This window comes from Streptomyces sp. NPDC058619 (assembly GCF_042717785.1).
Taxonomy (GTDB): Bacteria; Actinomycetota; Actinomycetes; order Streptomycetales; family Streptomycetaceae; genus Streptomyces.
In genome coordinates this window covers 114,789-134,592 of record NZ_JBHXQN010000012.1, presented here as the reverse complement: position 1 = coordinate 134,592, position 19,804 = coordinate 114,789, and the positions used below count along the sequence as shown (strand labels likewise).

General features: G+C 70.9%; 17 protein-coding genes. 10 read left to right on the top strand and 7 right to left on the bottom strand.

Features of this window, described 5'->3' with window-relative positions:
• Positions 1-12: 12 nt before the first annotated feature.
• From ACFWTC_RS14890 to ACFWTC_RS14880, 3 genes are all read right to left on the bottom strand, one after another.
• Complete coding sequence (locus ACFWTC_RS14890) at positions 13-924, bottom strand: Yip1 family protein (RefSeq protein ID WP_384027504.1); 912 nt, start codon at positions 922-924, stop codon at positions 13-15.
• A 218-nt stretch (positions 925-1,142) separates the two neighbouring features.
• Positions 1,143-3,803: a heterodisulfide reductase-related iron-sulfur binding cluster gene (locus tag ACFWTC_RS14885; protein ID WP_384027506.1), complete on the bottom strand. Its 2,661-nt coding sequence runs from the start codon at positions 3,801-3,803 to the stop codon at positions 1,143-1,145.
• Between the two features lie 111 nt (positions 3,804-3,914).
• Positions 3,915-4,445 (bottom strand): sugar transferase, encoded by a 531-nt coding sequence (locus ACFWTC_RS14880; RefSeq protein WP_383916362.1) that lies wholly within the window; start codon positions 4,443-4,445, stop codon positions 3,915-3,917.
• Positions 4,446-4,839: 394 nt separating this feature from the next.
• Here ACFWTC_RS14880 and dnaK point away from each other — a divergent pair, with 394 nt between their 5' ends.
• From dnaK to ACFWTC_RS14860, 4 genes are read left to right on the top strand one after another with little or no spacing between them, the layout of a single operon-like run.
• Positions 4,840-6,687 carry a molecular chaperone DnaK gene (dnaK, locus tag ACFWTC_RS14875; protein WP_383916365.1) on the top strand — a complete coding sequence of 616 codons (1,848 nt, stop codon included), beginning with the start codon at positions 4,840-4,842 and terminating at the stop codon, positions 6,685-6,687.
• Positions 6,687-7,370: a nucleotide exchange factor GrpE gene (gene grpE, locus ACFWTC_RS14870; protein ID WP_383916367.1), complete on the top strand. Its 684-nt coding sequence runs from the start codon at positions 6,687-6,689 to the stop codon at positions 7,368-7,370. Before dnaK ends, grpE begins: the two co-directional genes overlap by 1 nt.
• Before the next feature lie 39 nt (positions 7,371-7,409).
• Positions 7,410-8,600: a molecular chaperone DnaJ gene (gene dnaJ, locus ACFWTC_RS14865; RefSeq protein WP_383916370.1), complete on the top strand. Its 1,191-nt coding sequence runs from the start codon at positions 7,410-7,412 to the stop codon at positions 8,598-8,600.
• A 1-nt stretch (position 8,601) separates the two neighbouring features.
• On the top strand, positions 8,602-9,072 hold the full coding sequence (locus ACFWTC_RS14860; RefSeq protein WP_383916373.1) for a heat shock protein transcriptional repressor HspR: 471 nt from the start codon (positions 8,602-8,604) through the stop codon (positions 9,070-9,072).
• Positions 9,073-9,229: 157 nt separating this feature from the next.
• Here ACFWTC_RS14860 and ACFWTC_RS14855 read toward each other — a convergent pair whose 3' ends face one another.
• Together ACFWTC_RS14855 and ACFWTC_RS14850 are read right to left on the bottom strand one after the other, a co-directional pair.
• Positions 9,230-9,463 (bottom strand): hypothetical protein, encoded by a 234-nt coding sequence (locus tag ACFWTC_RS14855; protein ID WP_384027508.1) that lies wholly within the window; start codon positions 9,461-9,463, stop codon positions 9,230-9,232.
• Between the two features lie 97 nt (positions 9,464-9,560).
• Positions 9,561-10,553 (bottom strand): helix-turn-helix transcriptional regulator, encoded by a 993-nt coding sequence (locus tag ACFWTC_RS14850; protein WP_383916379.1) that lies wholly within the window; start codon positions 10,551-10,553, stop codon positions 9,561-9,563.
• A 144-nt stretch (positions 10,554-10,697) separates the two neighbouring features.
• Between ACFWTC_RS14850 and ACFWTC_RS14845 the strand changes: the two genes are divergently transcribed.
• Complete coding sequence (locus tag ACFWTC_RS14845) at positions 10,698-11,006, top strand: 5'-nucleotidase (RefSeq protein WP_383916381.1); 309 nt, start codon at positions 10,698-10,700, stop codon at positions 11,004-11,006.
• Positions 11,003-11,317, top strand: coding sequence for a (2Fe-2S)-binding protein (locus ACFWTC_RS14840; protein WP_351275361.1), 315 nt, complete (start codon positions 11,003-11,005; stop codon positions 11,315-11,317). The genes ACFWTC_RS14845 and ACFWTC_RS14840 overlap by 4 nt, the downstream gene beginning before the upstream one ends.
• A 152-nt stretch (positions 11,318-11,469) precedes the next feature.
• Here ACFWTC_RS14840 and ACFWTC_RS14835 read toward each other — a convergent pair whose 3' ends face one another.
• Positions 11,470-11,883 carry a pyridoxamine 5'-phosphate oxidase family protein gene (locus ACFWTC_RS14835; protein ID WP_383916384.1) on the bottom strand — a complete coding sequence of 138 codons (414 nt, stop codon included), beginning with the start codon at positions 11,881-11,883 and terminating at the stop codon, positions 11,470-11,472.
• Between the two features lie 198 nt (positions 11,884-12,081).
• Here ACFWTC_RS14835 and clpB point away from each other — a divergent pair, with 198 nt between their 5' ends.
• Positions 12,082-14,682, top strand: a complete 2,601-nt coding sequence (clpB, locus tag ACFWTC_RS14830; protein ID WP_383916387.1) for an ATP-dependent chaperone ClpB — start codon at positions 12,082-12,084, stop codon at positions 14,680-14,682.
• Positions 14,683-14,802: 120 nt separating this feature from the next.
• Positions 14,803-15,348, top strand: a complete 546-nt coding sequence (locus ACFWTC_RS14825) for a YbjN domain-containing protein (protein ID WP_383916389.1) — start codon at positions 14,803-14,805, stop codon at positions 15,346-15,348.
• A gap of 10 nt (positions 15,349-15,358) precedes the next feature.
• On the opposite strand, the gene ACFWTC_RS14820 is transcribed toward ACFWTC_RS14825, so the two are convergent.
• Positions 15,359-16,549: a glycosyltransferase family 39 protein gene (locus tag ACFWTC_RS14820; protein ID WP_383916392.1), complete on the bottom strand. Its 1,191-nt coding sequence runs from the start codon at positions 16,547-16,549 to the stop codon at positions 15,359-15,361.
• Positions 16,550-16,791: 242 nt separating this feature from the next.
• Here ACFWTC_RS14820 and ACFWTC_RS14815 point away from each other — a divergent pair, with 242 nt between their 5' ends.
• Positions 16,792-17,346: a Uma2 family endonuclease gene (locus tag ACFWTC_RS14815; RefSeq protein WP_384027510.1), complete on the top strand. Its 555-nt coding sequence runs from the start codon at positions 16,792-16,794 to the stop codon at positions 17,344-17,346.
• A gap of 228 nt (positions 17,347-17,574) precedes the next feature.
• Positions 17,575-19,662, top strand: a complete 2,088-nt coding sequence (locus tag ACFWTC_RS14810; RefSeq protein WP_384027512.1) for a hypothetical protein — start codon at positions 17,575-17,577, stop codon at positions 19,660-19,662.
• Positions 19,663-19,804 lie beyond the last annotated feature (142 nt).

Here is a 19,804-nt window from a genome sequence, read left to right as displayed (position 1 = left end):
GGCGGTCGGCCGTTACAGCGTGCCGAGCTTGATGATCGACAGCAGCGCGATGAGCTGGATCGCGGACGCGCCCAGCGCCTTCGGCCACGGCAGGTCGTGGGACTTGCTGATCAGCGAGGTGAACAGGGCGCCGGCCGCGACCCAGGTGGCCCAGCCGAGGACCTGCACCACGATGTTGTCGCCGCCGAGGAACATGGCGAACAGCAGGCGCGGCGCGTCCGTGATGGACATCACCAGCATCGACAGACCCACGGTGGGCTGCCAGGAGCCGTCGCCGCCCATCTGACGGGCCAGGGTGTGCGTCACCGCGCCCAGGATCAGCCCGCAGATGACGAAGGCCGCTCCGGTGCTGAGGACGATCGGGATGGCCGCGCCGAGGGGCGCCTTTATGGCGTCCTCGCGGGCCTTGTCGAAGCCGAACACCGCGAGCATCCCGTAGAGGAAGGTCACGGTCAGTGCCGGGCCCCAGACGGCGAAGTCGCGCATCTGGAGGAACGTCTGCCCCGGGCGGGTCACGATGCCGCGGAGCAGCTGCTTCCACGGCAGCCGCGGGCCGGACGGCGCCGCCGCGGCCGCGCCCGCCTGGTAGGTCGCGCCCTGGTCGTAGGGGTCCTCGCCGATGGAGAACGCACGGGTGTGCCCCGGGTTGTCGTTCCCGTACGCCGGCCCGGGCGCGGGGGCGCCGGGCGAGCCGGGGGCTCCGTGGCCGTACGGGGGCCGCCCCTGCGGCTGCTGACCGTACGGGTCGAAGTACTCGGGCTCGCCGTGGTCCCGCGGGGCCTGCGAGGGCCACTGCTGCTGCGGGGGGTAGGGCTGCTGGCCGTACGGTGGCGGCGGTTGCTGCTGACCGTACGGCTGCTGCTGCGGGGGTTGTTGCGGGGTGCGGTTGTTGCTCCGGCCGCGTCCGATCCTGAATCCAGCCACGTGATCGAACGTACCTGGTCCCGCGGGTCCCGGTGGCCGGGCGGCCGGAACACGCGGCCTTTGCGGCTGACCTGTGACATCCCCTAGGGGAACCCCGGGGGGTTGTCCCCACCCCCGCGCGATGTCCGGTGTGGGGTGACATGGCTATACCTGCGGAACGCCGAACGGCCGGTCCCCCGGGTGGGGGACCGGCCGTCGCGGTGGTCGGCTGCGGGCGGTTACTTGCCGCTCTCCGCCGTCTGGGGCTTGCCTTCCGCCTCGGGCTCGGCGTCGGGCTCCTTGGCCTCGGGCTCCGGCTTCGGCTCGGCCTCGGCGGCGGGTGCCGCTTCGGCCTTCGGCTCGGCCTCGGCGGGAGCCGGGGTGGGCTCCGCCTTCGGCGCGGCCTCGGTGGCCACCGGCTCCGCCTTGGGCACCGGGGCCGGCTCCGCAGCAGGCTCCGCCTTCGGCGCGGCCTTGACGGCAGCCGTCGTAGCCGCAGCTGCAGGCGCCTCAGGCTCCGCCTTCGGTGCGGCAGCCGGCGTCGTCGGCTCCGCAGCCGCCTCCGCAGCCGCCTCCGCCTTCGGCGCCGGCTTCGCGGCGGGGGTCGGCTCGGCCGCGGGCGCGGCCGGTTCCACCACCGGCTCGGGCTCGACCACAGGCTCCGGCTCAGGCTCCGGCTCCGCCACCGGCTCCGGGGTCCTCACCGACTCCAGCAGCAGCTGCGCCACGTCCACGACCTGCACGGACTCCTTGGCCTGGCCGTCGTTCTTCTTGCCGTTCACCGAGTCCGTCAGCATCACCAGGCAGAACGGGCAGGCGGTCGAGACGATGTCCGGGTTGAGGGACAGGGCCTCGTCGACGCGCTCGTTGTTGATGCGCTTGCCGATCCGCTCCTCCATCCACATCCGCGCGCCACCGGCGCCGCAGCAGAAGCCCCGCTCCTTGTGGCGGTGCATCTCCTGCTGGCGCAGGCCCGGTACGGACGACATGATCTCGCGCGGCGGCGTGTAGATCTTGTTGTGCCGGCCCAGGTAGCACGGGTCGTGGTACGTGATCAGGCCCTCGACCGGCGTCACCGGCGTGAGCCGGCCCTCGTCGATCAGGTGCTGGAGCAGCTGCGTGTGGTGGATGACCTCGTACTCGCCGCCCAGCTGCGGGTACTCGTTCGCGATGGTGTTGAAGCAGTGCGGGCAGGTCGAGACGATCCGCTTCGCCGACTTCGGCTTCTTCGTCGACGGGTCTTCGTCGTCCTCACCGAACGCCATGTTCAGCATGGCCACGTTCTCCTGGCCCAGCTGCTGGAACAGCGGCTCGTTGCCCAGGCGGCGCGGCGAGTCGCCGGTGCACTTCTCGTCGCCGCCCATGATGGCGAACTTGACGCCCGCGATGTTCAGCAGCTCCGCGAAGGCCTTCGTCGTCTTCTTGGCCCGGTCCTCCAGCGCGCCCGCGCAGCCGACCCAGTACAGGTAGTCGAACTCCGAGAGGTCCTCCGCGTCCTTCCCGATGATCGGGACCTCGAAGTCGACCTCCTTGGTCCACTCGACGCGCTGCTTCTTGGCCAGGCCCCAGGGGTTGCCCTTCTTCTCCAGGTTCTTGAGCATCGTGCCCGCCTCCGACGGGAACGCGCTCTCGATCATCACCTGGTAGCGCCGCATGTCGACGATGTGGTCGATGTGCTCGATGTCGACCGGGCACTGCTCCACGCACGCGCCGCAGGTCGTGCAGGACCACAGCACGTCCGGGTCGATGACGCCGTTCTCCTCGGCCGTCCCGATCAGCGGGCGCTCGGCCTCGGCGAGGGCGGCCGCGGGGACGTCCTTCAGCTGCTCCGCCGTGGCCTTCTCGTTGCCCTCCATGTCCTTGCCGCCGCCCGCGAGCAGGTACGGGGCCTTGGCGTGCGCGTGGTCGCGCAGCGACATGATCAGGAGCTTCGGGGACAGCGGCTTTCCGGTGTTCCAGGCGGGGCACTGCGACTGGCAGCGGCCGCACTCGGTGCAGGTGGAGAAGTCGAGGATGCCCTTCCAGGAGAACTGCTCGACCTGGGAGACGCCGAAGACGTCGTCCTCGCCCGGGTCCTCGAAGTCGATCTCCTTGCCGCCGCTCGTCATCGGCTTGAGCTCGCCGAGGGCGACCGCGCCGTCCGCGTTCCGCTTGAACCAGATGTTCGGGAAGCCGAGGAAGCGGTGCCAGGCGACACCCATGTTGGTGTTGAGCGAGACGACGATCATCCAGACCAGCGACGTGCCGATCTTGATCATCGCGGTGAAGTAGATGGCGTTCTGCAGGGTGCCGAGCGAGAGCCCCTCGAAGGCCAGCACCAGCGGGTACGACACGAAGTACGCCGCGTCGTACGAGTCCACGTGGTGGATCGCGCCCTCGAGGCCGCGCAGGGCCAGGATCGCCAGGCCGATCGTCAGGATGATGTACTCGACGAAGTACGCCTGCCAGGCCTTCGAGCCGGTGAAGCGCGACTTGCGGCCGGCGCGCGACGGCAGGTTCAGCAGCCGGATCGCGATCAGCACGACGATGCCCACGACCGTCATCAGGCCGATGAACTCGATGTACATCTCGAACGGCAGGAAGCCGCCGATGACCGGCAGCGTCCAGTCGGCCTGGAAGAGCTGGCCGTACGCCTGCGCCAGCGTGGGCGGCAGCGTCAGGAAGCCGATCGCGACGAACCAGTGCGCGAAGCCGACGATGCCCCAGCGGTTCATCCGGCTGTGGCCGAGGAACTCCCGGGCCAGGGTGAGCGTTCGTGCCTTCGGGTCGTCCGTACGGCTGCCCGCCGGTACGGGCTGGCCGATCTTCACGAACCGGTAGATCTGCGCCACGGCTCGTGCGAGCAGCGCGACGCCGACCACGGTCAGGACCAGCGACACGATGATCGCGGCGAGTTGCATGGAAGGGCTCCTCGGGCGGGGACTTACTAAGCGGTAACTTATTGAGTCAAGGCTTGAGGTTACCCATTCCCCGCGCCGCAATGTAGGCGAGCGTGCGGTGATCTGTGTCGCTCAGGCATACCTCTGTCGGTAGGCCGCGCGAGGGGTCTGAGCGAGGATCGCGAGATCCATCCCCAGCCAGTGGCTCTCCACATAGTGCCGGTCGAGCAGGGCCATCTCCTCCCAGGGGAGGTCGGAGCGCGCGCTCACCTGCCATAATCCGGTCATTCCGGGGCGAACGAGAAGCCGGTCGGGCCGATCCGTACCGGGTTCGGGGCGCGGACCGACGAGCGACATCTCGCCGCGGAACACGTTGAGCAGCTGCGGGAGCCCGTCGAGGGCGCACCGCTCCACCGCCGCTCCGGCCCGGCCCGCGCCGGCCGTGCGCAGCCGGTACGTCAGGAACGGGCGGCCGGCGAGCCCCGCCGCGGGCTCCCGTACGAGGACCCGCCGGCCGTGCGCGGTCGCGAGCACGGCGGTGGCCAGGGCGAGCGGCGCGGCGCACAGGGCCAGCAGGATCGCGGCCCCGATGAGGTCGAGCACCCGTTTCGCCGGCGGCCGGGCCGGCCGCGGGCGGGGGAGCGTGGCGAGCGTCAGAGGCATGCGGGAACGGTCCCGTACGGCGGCGGCGTGCCCTGCGCGCCGCGCGGCGGGCGGGGGCCGGACGGGTGTCCGGGCTGGGCCGTTCGGGTGGGACGCCGTCCCGGGCGGCTCTCCGCGGGCCCCGGCGGCGCACGCTTCGGCGGACGCCGCGCACCGCGACGCGCGCCCCGCCGCGCATGCTGCGGCAGGCGCCGGGTAGCCCCTGCGGCGCACGCTGGGGCTGATGCCGGGTGTCCCGGCGGCGCGAGCTCCGGCGGAGCGGCGCAGGCCACGCCGGCGGTTGCGCGTAAGGAAGGCCTAAAGGTTGAGTCGGCTCGACTCAGCTCTGTTGACGCACGCGCGGGGATCGTGCATGGTTGAGTCTGTTCCACTCAAGTCAGCTGGAGGAATCGAAATGGCACGTGCGGTCGGCATCGACCTGGGCACCACTAACTCCGTCGTCAGCGTTCTGGAAGGCGGCGAGCCCACCGTCATCACCAACGCCGAGGGCGCCAGGACCACGCCGTCCGTCGTCGCTTTCGCCAAGAACGGCGAGGTGCTCGTCGGCGAGGTCGCGAAGCGCCAGGCGGTCACGAACGTGGACCGGACCATCCGCTCCGTCAAGCGCCACATGGGCACTGACTGGAAGATCAACCTGGATGGCAAGGACTTCAACCCGCAGCAGATGAGCGCCTTCATCCTGCAGAAGCTGAAGCGGGACGCCGAGGCCTACCTGGGTGAGAAGGTCACGGACGCGGTCATCACCGTCCCGGCCTACTTCAACGACTCCGAGCGTCAGGCGACGAAGGAAGCCGGCGAGATCGCGGGCCTGAACGTCCTGCGCATCGTCAACGAGCCGACGGCCGCCGCCCTGGCCTACGGACTCGACAAGGACGACCAGACCATCCTCGTCTTCGACCTCGGTGGCGGCACCTTCGACGTGTCGCTCCTCGAGATCGGCGACGGCGTCGTCGAGGTCAAGGCGACCAACGGTGACAACCACCTCGGTGGCGACGACTGGGACCAGCGCGTCGTCGACTACCTCGTGAAGCAGTTCCAGAACGGCCACGGCGTCGACCTGGCCAAGGACAAGATGGCGCTCCAGCGCCTGCGCGAGGCCGCCGAGAAGGCGAAGATCGAGCTGTCCTCCTCCACGGAGACCTCGATCAACCTGCCCTACATCACGGCCTCCGCCGAGGGCCCGCTGCACCTGGACGAGAAGCTCACGCGCGCCCAGTTCCAGCAGCTCACCTCGGACCTCCTGGACCGCTGCAAGACCCCGTTCCACAACGTCATCAAGGACGCCGGCATCCAGCTGTCCGAGATCGACCACGTGGTCCTGGTCGGCGGCTCCACCCGCATGCCGGCCGTCGCCGAGCTCGTCAAGGAGCTCACCGGTGGTCAGGACGCCAACAAGGGCGTCAACCCGGACGAGGTCGTCGCCATCGGCGCGACCCTCCAGGCGGGCGTGCTCAAGGGTGAGGTCAAGGACGTCCTGCTCCTCGACGTGACCCCGCTGTCCCTCGGTATCGAAACCAAGGGCGGCATCATGACCAAGCTCATCGAGCGCAACACCACGATCCCGACCAAGCGGTCCGAGATCTTCACGACGGCCGAGGACAACCAGCCGTCCGTGCAGATCCAGGTCTACCAGGGCGAGCGCGAGATCGCGGCGTACAACAAGAAGCTCGGCATGTTCGAGCTGACCGGTCTGCCGCCGGCCCCGCGTGGCGTCCCGCAGATCGAGGTCTCGTTCGACATCGACGCGAACGGCATCATGCACGTCACGGCCAAGGACCTCGGCACGGGCAAGGAGCAGAAGATGACCGTCACCGGCGGCTCTTCGCTCGGCAAGGACGAGGTCGACCGCATGCGCCAGGAGGCGGAGCAGTACGCGGACGAGGACCTGCGCCGCAAGGAGGCCGCCGAGTCCCGCAACCAGGGCGAGCAGCTCGTCTACCAGACGGAGAAGTTCGTCAAGGACAACGAGGACAAGGTCCCGGCCGACGTCAAGACCGAGGTCGAGACGGCCGTCTCCGAGCTCAAGGAGACCCTCAAGGGCGAGGACACGGTCGAGATCCGCACCGCGACGGAGAAGCTCGCCGCGGTCAGCCAGAAGCTGGGCCAGGCGATCTACGCCGACGCGCAGGCCGCCCAGGGCGCGGCCGGCGCCGCCGGTGACGCGGGCCAGGCCAAGGCCGACGACGACGTCGTCGACGCCGAGATCGTCGACGACGAGAAGCCGAAGGGTGGTGCTGCCTGATGTCGGAGGAGACCCCGGGGTTCGACGAGAAGCCCGAAGTCCCCGTCGACGGCACGCCCGACGAGCCGAAGGCCGCCGACTCCGCCAAGGAGGAGGAGGCGGCCCCGGCTCCGGCCGGGGACGACGCACAGACCGCCGGCCAGGAGACGGCGCTGCTGGCGCAGCTGGACCAGGCCCGTACGGCGCTCTCCGAGCGCACCGCGGACCTCCAGCGCCTCCAGGCCGAGTACCAGAACTACCGGCGCCGGGTCGACCGGGACCGGATCACCGTCAAGGAGATCGCGGTCGCGTCCCTCCTGAGCGAACTGCTCCCGACCCTGGACGACGTCGGCCGGGCGCGGGAGCATGGCGAGCTGGTCGGCGGCTTCAAGTCGGTGGCCGAATCGCTGGAGACCGTCGCCGCCAAGATGGGCCTCCAGCAGTTCGGCAAGGAGGGCGAGCCCTTCGACCCGACGATCCACGAGGCCCTGATGCACTCGTACGCGCCGGACGTCACCGAGACGACCTGCGTGGCGATCCTGCAGCCGGGCTACCGGATCGGCGAGCGTACGATCCGTCCCGCACGGGTCGCGGTGGCCGAGCCCCAGCCGGGCGCGGCCCCGAAGTCCGCGGGCTCCGACTCCGCGGACGCGGAGGGCGAAGCGCCGTCGGACAAGGACGCGGATGCCCCCGACAAGGGCTGATGCACCACACGTAGAGGCACGGGAGGAGGGACACCGGGGATGAACACGAAGGACTTCGTCGAGAAGGACTACTACAAGGTCCTCGGTGTCCCGAAGGACGCCACCGAGGCCGAGATCAAGAAGGCGTACCGGAAGCTCGCCCGCGAGTTCCACCCGGACGCCAACAAGGGCGACGCCTCGGCCGAGGAGCGCTTCAAGGAGATCTCCGAGGCGAACGACATCCTCGGCGACCCGAAGAAGCGCAAGGAGTACGACGAGGCCCGCTCCCTGTTCGGCAACGGCGGCTTCCGCCCGGGTCCGGGCGGGGGCGGCGGCTCGTTCAACTTCGACCTCGGCGACCTCTTCGGCGGGCAGCAGCCGCAGGGCGCCCCGGGCGGCTTCGGCGGCGGTCTGGGCGACGTCTTCGGCGGCCTGTTCAACCGCGGAGGTGCCGGCGCCGGCGCCGGTGCGGGCACCCGTACCCAGCCGCGCCGGGGCCAGGACATCGAGTCGGAGGTCACCCTCTCCTTCACGGAGGCGGTGGACGGGGCCACGGTCCCGCTCCGGATGTCCTCGCAGGCACCCTGCAAGGCCTGTTCGGGCACCGGCGACAAGAACGGCACCCCCCGGGTGTGCCCGACCTGCGTCGGCACCGGCCAGGTCTCGCGGGGCAGCGGCGGCGGTTTCTCCCTGACCGACCCCTGCGCGGACTGCAAGGGCCGCGGCCTGATCGCGGAACACCCCTGCGACATCTGCAAGGGCAGCGGGCGCGCCCGCAGCTCCCGCACCATGCAGGTGCGGATCCCTGCGGGCGTCTCCGACGGCCAGCGGATCCGGCTGCGGGGCAAGGGCGCGCCGGGCGAGCGCGGCGGCCCCGGCGGCGATCTCTACGTCGTCGTGCACGTCGACGCGCACCCGGTGTTCGGCCGCAAGGACGACAACCTGACGGTGACCGTCCCGGTGACCTTCGCCGAGGCGGCCCTGGGCGCCGACATCAAGGTCCCGACCCTGAACGGCCCCCCGGTGACGCTGAAGCTGCCGCCGGGCACGCCGGGCGGCCGCACCATGCGGGCGCGCGGCAAGGGGGCGGTCCGCAAGGACGGCACCCGCGGCGACCTGCTGGTGACGGTCGAGGTGGCCGTCCCCGCGGAGCTGTCGGACGAGGCGCGCGAGGCACTGGAGAAGTACCGCGAGGCGACCGGGTCGGAGGACCCGCGCTCCGCGCTGTTCGAGTCCGCGAAGGGAGCATGACATGGACGGCCGCCGACGACAGTCCTCCCGATTGGGTGGGGGCTACCAACTCACCGACGAGACACCGGTCTACGTGATCTCGGTGGCCGCCCAGCTCTCGGGTCTGCATCCGCAGACCCTGCGACAGTACGACCGCCTCGGCCTGGTCTCCCCGGACCGCACGGCCGGCCGCGGCCGGCGCTACTCGGCCCGCGACATCGAACTGCTCCGCACGGTGCAGGCGCTGTCCCAGGACGAGGGCATCAACCTGGCGGGCATCAAGCGGATCATCGAGCTGGAGAACCAGGTCGCCGCGCTCCAGCAGCGCGTGGCCGAGCTCTCCGCGGCGGTGGACGGCGCAGCGGCCACGCTCCAGGCCCGCGAGGCCCAGGTGCACGCCTCGTACCGCCGCGACCTGGTCCCGTACCAGCCCCCGCAGCCGGGCAACGCCCTGGTCGTCTGGCGCCCGGCCCCGAAGCGCCCCCTGGCCTGACGCCGGCCCCGGTCCCGGTCCGCACCGCTCGTACGAGAAGGCCCCGCCCGGAACGCTCCGGGCGGGGCCTTCTCGTGTCTCCAGTAGCCGAAGACGTCGAGTTCCCTGCGGCGCGAGTTCCAGATGCGGGCCGTGCCGCCCGCGGGTTCGCTGAGGGTCACCCGGTCCGGTTCGTGCGTGACACGCCGAGCAGCTGCCCCTTCGCGGGGACGGGCCACTGGACGACGAGGTGGTCACCGGGCGCGAGCTCGAACTCGGTCCCTTGCGGCTCGAACTGCACGGTGATCGGGGTGTCCGGCCCGGCCTGGACGACGAACGTCACGAACGTCACGGTCGGCGTGGCCGGCCCGGCCGGCGCCTCCTCGCGACCCCTCCGGGTCAGTCTCTTCACTGCTTCGACGGTCTTCCCCAGCCGGTTCACCGGGCTCCTCGGGCAGTACGGGAATTCCCCGCCGGGATGATTCCGGACGGGGTCTTCCCCGCACGCGTCACAGCGGCGGGCGGCCGGCGGGGCCCGAGACGCGGCCGAGGATGCCCGACTGGGCGATCAGGTAGCCCAGCTGGGCGCGGCTGCCGCTGCCCAGGGCGGTGGCCAGCTTGGCGATGTGCGCGCGGCAGGTGCGGACGTTCATGCCGAGACGGCGGGCGATGGCCTCGTCCACGTGTCCCTCGACGAGGAGCTGGGCGATGGAGCGCTGCACGCCGGAGATCCCCGAGGGCGTCGGATCGTAGGGGATCTGTTCGTTGAGTGGGGTGGCCCGCCGCCACAGCTGTTCGAAGACGCGGACCAGGTAGCGCACCAGGGCCGGGTGGCGCAGTTCCAGGGCGATCTGCTGGTCGTCGCTGGCCGGTATGAAAGCGACCGATTCGTCGCAGATGATCAACCGCTCGACCAGCTCTTCGAGTGTCCGGATCTCGACCTTGCCGCTGGCCATCCGGTCGACGTAGGCCATGGTGCCCCGGCTGTGCCGGACGGTGTGCTGGTACAGGGTCCGCATGCTCACGCCGCGCCGGATCAGCGGCTGGTCGCGCTCGATCGCCTGGTTGAGTATGTTCTCGGAACGCCCGCCGCCCGGCTGGATGGTGAGCATCTCCGCCTGGCACTCGGCGGTGGCGACGTTGAGCGCCGCGTTGATCCTGTTGAATCCCTCCAGCACGGTGATCGCGTGCGTGGGCGCCGGCGTGAGTGCGCTGATGGCCATGAATGGCTCAAACGCTTCGGCGAGCTCGATGGAGGAGCGCCTGCGGTGCAGGATCTCCCGTTCCAGCGGGTGGAGGCGTTGCGCCAATGCGACCGACGGTGGAACCGGGCGGAGCCAGTTGTCGTCGTCCGGATCAGGGTGCAGCAGCGCGAATTCCAGCAGGCAGGGCACCTGCTCGACCTCCTCGCGGGCGATTCGGCCGGAGCTGAGCGCGCTCGCGTACAGCTCTGCCCCCACGTCGCACAGGTCCGTCACCGCATGGGGATGTGTCTGGTTCATGCGCATAATCGGCAAATCTCCCACCCCCAGGGTCCTGCATGTACAGGAACATGATGCATCGCCACGGTGGCAATGGCGTGGCTCGATCAGTCATCGTCTGAGATGCGGGGGAGAGGAATCCATCAAGTGAGGACAACGTCGACCATGTACAAGAAATTGCTTCGCTCGGTGGCTGCCATTGCTCTCTCTACGGCTGCTGCTGTCGGTGGAATCTCGCTCGCGGACAGCGGCTGGGGCAGCGCGCCCGCCGACAGCGGCTGGGGGGCCGGTGTCACCAGTGATGACAGCGGCTGGGGAACACCCGGCAAGAGCGACAGCGGCTGGGGAAGTGTCCGGGCCGACAGCGGTTGGGGACCGTCGTCGCCCAAGGACGACAGCGGCTGGGGCAGCGCGCCGACCGGCGCGCAGTCCGACAGTGGCTGGGGTGTGGGTGGGAAGTCGTCGGACGCATGACCCCCGACGACCGCGGGTTCCGCCGCGAAATGGCCTCTGCCTACCGTTCCGGATGGCAGTTCATCGACCTTGCCACCGCGATCCCGTACTCCGGGGACTCGCTGATGGTCACCCTGTTCGGTCAGCCGATCGTCGTCGTGCGCGAGGAGGACGAGGACGTACGTGCCTACCGGTGCCTGCGCCGCCCGAGGGGCGCGCCGCAGCCGGTCCGCTGCGAGGTGCGCTACGGAATGGTCTTCGTCAATCTTGATCAGCGCGATCACCAGCTCTTCGAACCCGACATCACCACCGCCACCCCCCGCAGTGCCTGAAGCGATTCCCCCGTCGTTGCAGATCGCTCAGGCGCTACCCCCACACAACGGCGCCATCGTGGACCTGACCACGATGGCGCCGTTGTGATGTCCGAGTCCAGTGCTCGACCGGACAAGTTGAAAGTTGTGCGTCTCAGCCCCGCCCCACGGCCTCAGGCCCGCCCCATGGCCCGGTCCAGGGTGATCTCGACGACCACGCGGTCCGGATTGGGCGAGGGGACCCGCCCGTAGCGCACCGCGTAGCGCGCCACCGCGTCGGCGACCGACGCCTCGTCCGTACGGACCAGTGCGCGCCCCTCCAGGGTGGCCCAGCGGCGTCCCTCCAGCTGGCAGACCGCCACCCTCGCCCCCTCGGGCTCCGCGGCGGTGGCCACCAGGATGTTGCGGACCTTCCTGCTGTGCCGGTTGCTGATCACCCGGGCCAGGCCGGCCTCCGGGTCGTACGTCACGCCCACCGGCACCACGTGGGGGGATCCGTCGGGGCGGTGGGTGGTCAGCGTGCAGACGTGCCGTTCCCGCCAGAAGGCGAGGTACTCGGGCGTCGGGTTGAGTACGTCATGGGACATGGCCCGAAGGGTACGTCCCCGCGCGGTCGCGGCCGCCGCCGCGGAGTCCCCGAAGGCCCGCAGTGCCCGAAGGCCGGAAGGCCCGCCCGGAGACCCGAAGGAGTACCGTTCCCCACCTTGAGTGGAATAGACTCAACTTTGCATACGCTGACTCTGTCAGAGTGAGTGGGTTACCCCTTGGGGAGAGGAAGGGACGCAGTGGAAGCCGAGCTGACCAACAAGAGCCGTGACGCGCTGAACGCGGCCACCGGCCGGGCCGTCAAGGACGGCCACGCCGCCCTGACCCCCGCACACCTGCTGCTGGCCCTGCTCGCCGGCGAGGACAACGAGAACGTCGTCGACCTGCTCGTGGCCACCGACGCCGACCAGGTGGCCGTACGGGCCGCGGCCGAGCGGCTGCTCGCCGCCCTGCCCAGCGTCACCGGCTCCACGGTCGCGCCGCCGCAGCCCACCCGCGAGCTGCTCGCCGTACTGGCCGAGGCCGACGCACAGGCCGGGAAGCTCGGCGACGAGTACCTCTCCACCGAACACCTCCTCATCGGCACGGCCGCCAAGGGCGGCGCCGCCGGTGAGGCACTTTCCAGCCAGGGCGCGAGCGCGAAGAAGCTGCTGGCCGCTTTCGAGAACGCACGAGGAGGACGGCGGGTGACCACCCCCGATCCCGAGGGTCAGTACAAGGCCCTGGAGAAGTTCGGCACCGACTTCACGGCGGCCGCGCGCGAGGGCAAGCTCGACCCGGTCATCGGCCGGGACCAGGAGATCCGGCGCGTCGTCCAGGTGCTCTCGCGCCGTACGAAGAACAACCCGGTGCTCATCGGCGAGCCCGGCGTCGGCAAGACGGCCGTCGTCGAGGGCCTGGCCCAGCGCATCGTCAAGGGCGACGTCCCCGAGTCGCTGAAGAACAAGCGACTGGTCTCCCTCGACCTCGGCGCGATGGTCGCGGGAGCCAAGTACCGCGGCGAGTTCGAGGAGCGGCTCAAGACCGTCCTCGCCGAGATCAAGTCGAGCGACGGCCAGATCATCACCTTCATCGACGAGCTGCACACCGTCGTCGGCGCGGGCGCCGGCGGGGACTCCGCCATGGACGCGGGCAACATGCTCAAGCCCATGCTGGCCCGCGGCGAGCTGCGCATGGTCGGCGCGACCACCCTCGACGAGTACCGCGAGCGCATCGAGAAGGACCCGGCGCTGGAGCGGCGCTTCCAGCAGGTGCTGGTCGCCGAGCCGTCCGTCGAGGACACGATCGCCATCCTGCGCGGGCTCAAGGGCCGCTACGAGGCCCACCACAAGGTCGTCATCAACGACAGCGCCCTGGTCGCGGCCGCCACCCTGTCCGACCGGTACATCACCTCCCGCTTCCTGCCCGACAAGGCCATCGACCTCGTCGACGAGGCCGCGTCCCGGCTGCGCATGGAGATCGACTCCTCCCCGCTGGAGATCGACGAGCTCCAGCGCTCCGTGGACCGCCTGCGGATGGAGGAGCTGGCGCTCAAGAACGAGTCCGACCCCGCCTCCCGCGAGCGCCTGGAGCGGCTCCGCAAGGACCTGGCGGACAAGGAGGAGGACCTGCGCGGCCTGACCGCCCGCTGGGAGAAGGAGAAGCAGTCCCTCAACCGGGTCGGCGAGCTCAAGGAGCGCCTGGACGACCTGCGCGGCCAGGCCGAGCGCGCCCAGCGCGACGGCGACTTCGACTCCGCCTCCAAGCTGCTCTACGGCGAGATCCCCGGACTGGAGCGCGAGCTGGCGGAGGCCACCGAGGAGGAGGCCGAGGCGTCCAAGACCGGCACCGCCAAGGACAGCATGGTCAAGGACGAGGTGGGGCCCGACGACATCGCCGACGTGGTCGGCGCCTGGACCGGCATCCCCGCCGGCCGCCTGCTGGAGGGCGAGACGCAGAAGCTGCTCCGCATGGAGGACGGGCTGGGCCGCCGCCTGATCGGCCAGGGCGAGGCCGTGCGGGCCGTCTCGGACGCCGTGCGCCGCACCCGGGCCGGGATCGCCGACCCCGACCGGCCCACCGGCTCGTTCCTCTTCCTGGGCCCGACCGGCGTGGGCAAGACGGAGCTGGCCAAGGCGCTCGCGGACTTCCTCTTCGACGACGAGCGGGCCATGATCCGCATCGACATGTCGGAGTACGGCGAGAAGCACAGCGTGGCCCGCCTCGTCGGCGCCCCGCCCGGCTACGTCGGCTACGAGGAGGGCGGCCAGCTCACCGAGGCCGTCCGCCGCCGCCCGTACAGCGTGGTGCTGCTGGACGAGGTCGAGAAGGCCCACCCCGAGGTCTTCGACGTCCTGCTCCAGGTCCTGGACGACGGCCGTCTCACGGACGGCCAGGGCCGGACCGTGGACTTCCGCAACACCATCCTGATCCTGACCTCCAACCTGGGCAGCCAGTTCCTGATGGACCCGGCCACCCCGGTGGAGCAGAAGAAGGAACAGGTCCTGACCGTGGTCCGGAGCTCCTTCAAGCCGGAGTTCCTCAACCGCCTCGACGACCTGGTGGTCTTCTCCGCGCTCAGCGGCGACGAGCTGGCGCACATCGCCCGGCTTCAGATCGGCCGCCTGGCCAAGCGGCTCGCCGACCGGCGCCTCACCCTCGACGTCACCCCCGAGGCCCTGGCCTGGCTGGCCGACAAGGGCAACGACCCGGCGTACGGAGCCCGGCCGCTGCGCCGCCTGATCCAGACGGCGATCGGCGACCGCCTCGCGAAGGAGATCCTCTCCGGCGAGGTCCGCGACGGCGACACCGTACGGGTCGAGGTGGCCGGCGAGGGCCTGCTGGTGGGCAAGGTCCTCTGAGGCCCGCTCCCGCCCCCGGGGGTTCCCGTGTCCGCCCGGAGCGGATCGCGCGCCCGGGGGTGGACACGGAGCGGGCGCGATGGGGGAGGATGCAAGTATCCGCACGAAGGGAAAATCACGGTGAGCATCGACCCGGCCTCGATTCCGAACTTCGGAGGGCAGCAGCCCGATCCGCAGGCCACAGGACCGGCGGGCCCCGTCGTCCCCGACCAGGATCTGGTCAAGCAGCTGCTGGAGCAGATGGAGCTCAAGTACGTCGTCGACGACGAGGGTGACCTCGCGGCGCCGTGGGAGGAGTTCCGCACGTACTTCATGTTCCGCGGCGAGGACGAGCAGCAGGTCTTCTCCGTGCGGACCTTCTACGACCGCCCGCACAAGATCGACGAGAAGCCGCAGCTGCTCGAGTCGATCGACGACTGGAACCGCCGCACCCTGTGGCCGAAGGTCTACAGCCACACCCACGACGACGGCTCCGTCCGTCTGATCGGTGAGGCGCAGATGCTGATCGGCACCGGCGTGAACCTGGAGCACTTCGTGTCCTCCACGGTCAGCTGGGTCCGCGCGTCCATCGAGTTCGACAAGTGGCTCGTCGAGCAGCTCGGCCTGGAGAAGGACGTCGACTCCGCCGAGGGCGACGAGGACAAGAACGGCGACGCCGGCAACTAGCCGTCGCCCGTCACAGCGGTACGCGCGCCACGAGCAGCAGGTAGAGCCCGTAGCCGTAGGAGAGCCCGGCCAGCCCCGCGGTCACCACGACCGAGGTGCGCGGCCGGGCTCTCGCCATGGCGGCGGCCACCGGCAGCAGCAGCGGGAACGCCGGGAGCAGGAAGCGGGGCTTCGACTCGAAGAAGCCGGCCCCGCCGAAGGCCATCAGCAGCAGTACCCCGGTGTACGCCAGCAGCGGCAGCGGGGTGCGGTCCAGCAGCAGGAGCACCGCCAGCAGGCCCGCCGCGGCCAGCAGCACCACGGTCACGGTGGTCGCGAGGGGCACGTGCCCGCCGGTCAGCACCCGCTCCGCGGAGCGCAGCGCCCCGGCGCCGAAGTCGAAGCGCGAGCCCCAGTGCCGCTGCACCGCGAAGTAGCCGCCGAGCGGATCCCCCCTGCGGGCCCCGACGGCGAGGACGTACGCCGCCCAGCCCGCGGGCGCCAGCAGCGCGGCCGCCCACACCGCGGGCGCGCGGGACCCGCGTACGGCGACCGCGTACAGCGCGGCGGCGCACACGGCGGCCGCGACGGCGAGTCCCGTGGGCCGGGTCAGCCCGGCGAGCACGGCGAGGCCGGCGGCCCACAGCCAGCGGTCGCGCAGGAGGGCGTACAGGGCCCATGCGGCGAACGCGGCGAGCAGGGCCTCGGTATAGGCGAGGGTCAGCACCACGGCGTGCGGGAGGGCCGCCCACAGCCCCACGAGGAGCAGCCCGGCGCGCGCGCCGAGGAGCCGTTCCCCGACCCGGTAGACCCCGACGGCGGCCGCGGCGGCGGCGACCCAGGCGACGAGGAGCCCGGCGGGTGCGGGCCCGCCGGGCAGGACGGCCGAGACGAGCCGGATCAGCGCCGGGTAGAGCGGGAAGAAGGCGGTGTCGCTCTGGACGGGCCCGGTGCCGGTGACGGCGTCGGGCCACATCAGGGTGCGGCCGTAGCCACGGGTGGCTATCCCGAGGTACCAGCCGGAGTCCCAGGACCCGCCGAGCACCGCGAAGGGGTCGCGCCCGGCCCACCAGGAGCCGAGGGCGACCACGAGCACACCGGTCCCGCGGACGGCGGCGAACACCCCGAGCGCGAGCACGGACGCCGGGGCCGCGGCCCGGACGGCGCGGAGGGCGCGGATCTCCAACGGAGACGCGGACACCGCGGCTCGGCCCGTTGCCATGTGTCCCGACTTTCCGGCTCGTCGTGCGTACGCTCATCCGATGATAGGAGCTTCGGGCACCTTCAAGGCCGTCAGCTTCACACCGGCCTCGCCCGCCCCGCAAGCGCCTCCGGAAACCGGCCTCGTCGGACACCGCCCGGGCGGCGCGGCGCCCGGCCGGCCTAGAGGCGGCGCAGGCGGCTGCGGCTCGATGGCACGGCGCCCTCCGCCGTATGCTGACCACACACGGGAAGGAGCCCTCCATGAGCGTCGACGCGATCGTGCACACCGAGTTCCCCAAGGGGTACACGGTCCTGTTCGGGGCCGACGGAAAGGTGATCATGACCCCGGAGAGCGAAGAGCGCTCCAGCACCATCAGATCGATGCAGATCGACTCCGCTCTCGCCCTCGGTCGTCACGCGAAGGTCACCTCCGACGTCTACATCGACTTCCCCGCCGACGAGAACTCCGCCCCCGATCTGGCGATCCTTCGCGAGGACGCCCGCCGCGAGGGCAAGCGCTACAGCTTCGAAGACGTCCTGCTGATCTCCGAGGTCGTCTCGACCTCCTCCGCACGCAAGGACTACGACGACTGCACCGCGAAGTACGGCCGCTACGGCATCCCGGTCTACCTGGTGGTGGACCCCTACGCCCAGGAAGTCGTCCTCCACACCCAGCCGACTGACACCGGTTACATCGCGGCGCACACCCACAAGTACGGCACAGGCAAACTCCCCATCCCCCTGGCCGACGGCCGCACTTTCACCCTCGACCTCGACGAACTCCCGCGTCCGGAGCCTGAGGCGAACGCCCGTTGACGAAAAGCGGCCGGGACTGGGGGCATCCCCCTCCGTGCCGCAAGTTCGTGCGACGAAGTCCGGTTTGCTGTAAAGGTGTTCGAAGTCGCGGTTGGCCCCAGTGACTACCGCCACGTAAGGCCCTTGAGGCGGCGGGCCGCTCGTCCTCGGCCGATTCGGCGGCCGCGGTTGGGCGGTAGCGTGGCACGGCAAGGACTGCTGCGGACAGGTTGGACGAGTAACATGCGGATGAGGTTCGAATCCGAGGCCGAGGAGGAGTTCGAGGCCGCGTGTGGGCTGCTGGTCGACCGCCTGGTCCGGTGGGGCGGGGAACACGGGCTGCCGGTGGACGGGTTCACGGCCGAGACGGTGCTGGACTACCGGCACCGGGCGACGGCCGACGGCCGACTGGGGCTGTGGGAGTCGCGCCACGTGGAGGAGCTCCTGCTCTCCTGGCTGCCCCAGAACGTCACCGAGCTTCCCGGGGAGGAACGCTCCGACGCCCCGGGCACACTGCGCACGCTGCTGCGCTATCTGCACGCCGCACAGTTGGCGGACCCACGTGGCCCCTCACTCCAGGATTCCCTCGCCGCGGTCGACAGGGTCGCGGAGCAGTATCCGGCGGCGATGACGGACCGCACTCGCTGGGGTTTGGCGAAGTTCTGGGCGATGACGGCCGCCGAGCAGGGCGTGGACATCCTGGACGGGGCGGCGTTGCAGCACTTCGCGGACCGGGCGCGTCGAGGAGAAGCCGCCTACGACGGGCAGGCCCTCGACGCGATCATGGAACGGCGGCTGACCGGCCGCGCGCTGTCCGGCTCGGCCCGCGCCGAGCCGCAACTGCCCGTCGCACTGCCCCAGGACGACGAACTGCGCCGGCCGGCCGAGGCGTCGACTACGGCGGCGCAGTTGCGCGGACTCACCGAGTGGGCGGGGCAGGGCGGGCGCACCATGACAGCGACGGGACGGCTGCGGATGTCAGACGCCCGCGAGTTGGCGGGCCTGCTCGGCACCGGAGACGAGACCGACGGGGTGCGCTCTTCGGCCGACCTGCCTCGGCTGGGACTGCTGGTGGAGTGGGCGAAGAAGGCGCGGCTGGTCCGGGTGGTCAAGGGGCGTCTGTACGCTGTGGCGAAGGCCCGCCCAGTGCTGGCCGACCCGCTGCGGCTGTGGCTGAGCGCTTTCGACGCGTGCTTCGAGGTACGGCAGGCCCTGATCGGAGCGCGCAGCGGCTGGCACGTCGAGTCGATGCTCTTCGATGTCTACGAGGACGTCCTTCAGGATGTGCTGAACACCCTCTACAGCCTGCCGTATCCGATGCCCTGGCCGCGGCTGCGCGACACAGTACACCTGGCCTATCGGACCGGCTTCCAGCTCGACGGCCGGTCGGACCTCCAGTACCGGATGTGGTTCGAGCACGCCGACCGGGACCTGCGCACGGTGCTCGACCTGCTGGACGATCTGGGCGCGATCGAGCGTGACCGTGGGATGGCCGATCCGGTGTTCCTCGATGTCGACCTCTCCGATGCCGGACCCGAGCTGCTCGCGGACATGCCGCCTGAGCTCACAGAGCTGCTGGGCGTCACGGGGGCAACGCTGGACCCGGCAGCGCGGGAGCGGGCCGATGCCCGGCGGGAGGAGCTGACCGCCGGGCCGGTCGAACTCATCCGTCTCACCGAGCTCGGTACCTGGGCCGTACGGAAGCGGCTGCTGGCCGTCGGCAGGGACGCACCGCTGATCGGTGAACTGGCCCAGGCGCCGGCGGCCGGCCTGCTGGGCGTGCTGGCTGAGGAGTACCCCCCGGATGCCGCCCAGGCGGAGCTGGTCGGCTGGATCACGGCCCGCGGCGAGAGCGCGGACGCACTGCGGGAACTGACCGACGCCGTACGGACCACGCCTTTCCGTACGCGTGCGCAGGCGATGCTCGACGTGCTGTTGACGGCGCTGCCGGGCGGTGAGGGCGAGCGGCTGCTGCACACGCTGCGTCGCGACACCCAGCTGGCGCCGCTGGTGTTGAACGTGCTGGCGCAGCGTGAACTGCTGTCTCCAGAGGACATGACCGATGCCGAGCATCTGCTGGTGCTCGCCGAGAACCTGCTCCAGCTCGTTGAGCTGGCGGGCGGCTCGGGCAACGCCGAGGAGGCGCTGCGCGCCCAGGGCCCCCACGTCATGGACGCGATTGCCGCCGCGTCGGACTCCGCCCACCCTGACCGGGCCGGTCTGGAAGAGCTCAGGCAGCTGGCGGCCCGGGCGCTGCGCGCACCCGTTGCCCGTCTCGGCCGCGCCCACAGGCGCGGGCGTCCTGCCGACAAGAGCGGCCGCAAGCGGCGCCGCTGACCAGTGGCGAATCCCCCCGCGCCGCAGGCGCAGGGGGGACCGGCGCTGACGCGGAGCCGGGGAACCGGTGGCTCCCGGCATCGTACGTCCTCGGCGGCGCACGCTATGGGCGGAGGCATTTCCGAGTGTGGTCGACACGAAT